The organism is Pseudobutyrivibrio sp., assembly GCF_015057185.1.
Lineage (GTDB): Bacteria > Bacillota > Clostridia > Lachnospirales > Lachnospiraceae > Pseudobutyrivibrio.
In genome coordinates this window covers 1-2549 of the sequence record NZ_SVEV01000062.1, presented here as the reverse complement: position 1 = coordinate 2549, position 2549 = coordinate 1, and the positions used below count along the sequence as shown (strand labels likewise).

2 protein-coding genes and 1 tRNA gene are annotated in these 2549 nt (G+C 36.0%); all 3 read left to right on the top strand.

The genetic code is table 11. The features are described 5' to 3' along the window. Positions 1 to 885: hypothetical protein (locus E7276_RS15075; protein ID WP_294219414.1), on the top strand; the 885-nt coding region annotated here is incomplete at its 5' end. 125 nt (positions 886 to 1010) lie between these two features. Continuing rightward, positions 1011 to 1083: transfer RNA gene (locus E7276_RS15070), tRNA-Pro, on the top strand. 675 nt (positions 1084 to 1758) lie between these two features. Next, positions 1759 to 2508, top strand: coding sequence for a hypothetical protein (locus E7276_RS15065; protein ID WP_294219412.1), 750 nt, complete (start codon positions 1759 to 1761; stop codon positions 2506 to 2508). Positions 2509 to 2549 lie beyond the last annotated feature (41 nt).

The window sequence follows — 2549 nt, the reverse complement described above, 5'->3', positions numbered from 1 at the left end:
TTGCTTCTTTTGCTGACTACTATTTGGAGAACCCTTGTCTGGATCAGAGACAAGAGTTTTATAAACATCGTTCTTATCGCCCTTTCTCTTGGTTTTGGCATGGTAAGCAAGTTAAATACGGCTATTTGTGCTTTTTCAATCGCACTTGTTTTCCTGTGCTATCTTATCTGGTGCATAAGAGAGGGAAATCTTATAGAGCTTAGGAACTGCATTTTAGAATATTTTCTTTTCGGAGCGATAGTCATTCCGCTTGGGTTATCCTACATTATAAGAAATCTCATACTCTTTGGGGAGAAACCGGGAATACCTTCACCTGCGCTCATTCCAAGTGAGTCTGTCATGTATACGGGAAGCTACTCAGTGTGGTCAATAATTGGAATACCAAGCCTTGCCGAATTGCATGTGGAATTTCCTTTTCATCCGATAAGTGCAGCAACTATACATAATTCATGGGTGATACTTTTCCAGACAGGACTTTTTGCAGAAGCGTTTCCGGCAGAGATGGGGGATTATCTGCTTGCATTTGCACAGATAGCTTATGTGGCCTCAATTATTGCAGCGCTTATAACATCTGTAGTTTTCTTTGCCCACTATTTTCATGCTTATAAAGAGCGTGAAACTAAGCTTCACACTACATTTGTATTGTTTACTTACATATTTATGATCCTAAGTTATAGCCTGTTTGTGTTTAAGTACCCATACACCTGCAGTGCTGACTTCAGATATATGACAGCATCACTTGTATTCACATCCCTTGGATTTGTAGCTGTACAGGAAGGCTTTGACAGTAAGATTGGGCGAATTTTTAAGTTTATCACCAATTCAGCCATGATCCTCACTCTGGCTGGTTCAGCAATTGTCTATATGTTCTGGGATTTGCATTAGTGCTCATAAGTCTTGAATGTTAATGCAATGATTGCAGTGAGAGAAAATCATTATTTCACATTTTTTGACGCGATTAAATAATGGTTGATTTTATATGTTCTCCGTTATATAATGAAAAACGTCGTCGGGGTGTGGCTCAGTTGGTAGAGCACTATCTTAGGGAGGTAGGGGCCGCGTGTTCGAATCACGTCACTCCGATTGATTAAAGCCGCTCAGTTGAGCGGTTTTTTAGTGCCTAATATCTGGCAAGACTGGGTATTATATGGCTAAGAGAGCTTTTAGTTTTAGAGAGCTTTTAATTTTAGAGAGCTATTTTGTGATGAGCTTTTTTGCAATGAAATCAATATATAAAGAGAACAAAGGGCATTACTGCATACTACATAAATTATTAGAATGTGCAGTAGAATTTCTCTTTTAATACTGTATCTTGTAAAAAAATATATCTATGCAGTAACGTGATTACTGTAATTATCTTGGTTTTCAAAATTCTACAGTAAATGTAAAAAATATTTACTGTAGATCTCTAAATTATCTTATTCCTGCAGTAGTAAATCTGGCAGGACTAATCAATAAAAGAAAAATAATACTGTATCAATAATAGTATTTGCACTTGTGCAGTAATAGGAATTTGCAATTACTGCACGAGGCAAATAACTGGATGTATTGCAGTAATATGGCGCCTAAACGAACTAAAAGAAATATGTAAAAGGTGTAGCAGGAACATAAAGGAATAAAAAAGAAGTCCAAGGAAACTAAAAAAATACCCAAATGCCTCAAAGAAACTCAAAAGCGGTCAACTGCGCAAATATTCAATAGCTCATCAGGATATATTGAATAGATAATTACGGAACAAAACAGGAAAGGAGAATTATAGTGAATAACATAAAGAGAGAGCTAAATCAGCAGTTATTAGAAATAGAAAGCTTGATTGACAAGGAAAACAGCAGGTTAAAACAATACAAAGGGCTTGAAAAAGGCAAACTGCAAGTTACTGCAAGCCATGGGAATATACAGTATTTATTTGTTGAGGATGGGACTACTGTTCCAAGATATATGCCTGCTATAGAGAGGGAAAAAGTAAGACTATTTGCTCAGCGTGAATATGATGAAAAGATGTACGAGCATTTGAATACTATTAAAGCAAGGCTTCAGCGCTTCATAAAAAACTATGATGAAAACAGCATAGATGCAATATATGAAAATATGTGCGAAGGGCGAAAAAGATTGGTTACCCCGATAAAACCTGACAAGGACTCGATAATACATAAATGGATGGAAATGCATCCTGGTGGTATGAACACAATTGAAGAAGAACCAGATATAAGAACCAACCGTGGAGAATATGTCAGGTCAAAATCTGAGAAAATATTGGCTGATTATTTTTATAGAGCCGGGATTCCATATCAGTGCGAGCCCAAGTTTACTCTTTTTTCAGGGAAAAATGTATATCCTGACTTTGTGCTTCTTAATGTCAGAAATAACAAGACTATATATTGGGAACATCTTGGTAAATTGGATGATGTTGGATATGTCATTAGAAATATGAGTAAGCTGATGGATTATGAAAAAAGCGGACTATTCCAAGAGGAATATAAGGTAAATAGTATAATAAATTATGATTAAACCTTGTTTTAAGCGGTGTGTGGATTGATTATATATAATCA